Origin of the sequence: Halomicronema sp. CCY15110 (genome assembly GCF_016888165.1) — a bacterium.
In the GTDB taxonomy this organism is placed as follows: domain Bacteria; phylum Cyanobacteriota; class Cyanobacteriia; order Phormidesmidales; family Phormidesmidaceae; genus Halomicronema.
Genome location: NZ_JACSWC010000140.1, coordinates 1 through 784 on the forward strand (window position 1 = coordinate 1; position 784 = coordinate 784).

General features: G+C 52.4%; 1 protein-coding gene. It reads left to right on the plus strand.

What is annotated here, in order from left to right; translation table 11 throughout:
- The coding region (locus JUK32_RS02665) for a Uma2 family endonuclease (RefSeq protein WP_239112264.1) at nt 1-643 on the plus strand (643 nt) is incomplete at its 5' end.
- Between the last annotated feature and the right edge of the window lie 141 nt (nt 644-784).

Here is a 784-nt window from a genome sequence, read left to right on the forward strand (position 1 = left end):
GTCACCAGAGCAGGCTCAGTCAGCCGATATAATCTTTCCACCCGGTGACCTCTACAGTGACGAACCGCCCTTGGAAACTGACTTGCATCGCGATCAAATCGATCTGCTCATTCGTCTTCTCAAGCAATTTTGGGCAGATCGACAAGATTTTTATGCGTCCGGCAATTTAACGATTTACTACAGCCCTGAGCAGCGTAAGTCAGAGGACTTTCGCGGCCCAGATTTTTTTGTGGTGTTGGGGGCAGAAAAACGGCCTCGCAAGAGCTGGGTGGTGTGGGAAGAGGGGGGGCAATATCCCCACGTGATTGTAGAGCTGCTGTCAGACAGTACAGCCAACACCGATCGCGAGCTGAAAAAACAGATTTACCAAGATATCTTCCGCACGCCAGACTATTTCTGGTTTAGTCCTGACACTTTTGAATTTCAGGGATTTCATTTGGTCGATGGCCAATATGAAGCGCTCTCACCCAATGAGCAGGGACACTTGTGGAGTCAGCAACTGCAGCTCTGGTTAGGAGTGCATCACGACCAACTGCGATTTTTCTCCACGACCGGACAGCTCATTGAGACGCCAGAAGAGCGCAATGAAAAGCTGGCGGCGAAGTTGCGAGAGCTGGGTGTAGATCCCGAGGCGATCGCTTAGGCAGACCTGACAGATGTCTTAACGGCGGCTCCAGCGATCGCCCTTCTTCCGTTGCTGACTCCGTTACACTAGGGACACGCTGAGTGGTGTTTGCCCATGTCTGCCTCTCCCCTTGAAATCCAGCAGCCGTCACCAGAGCAG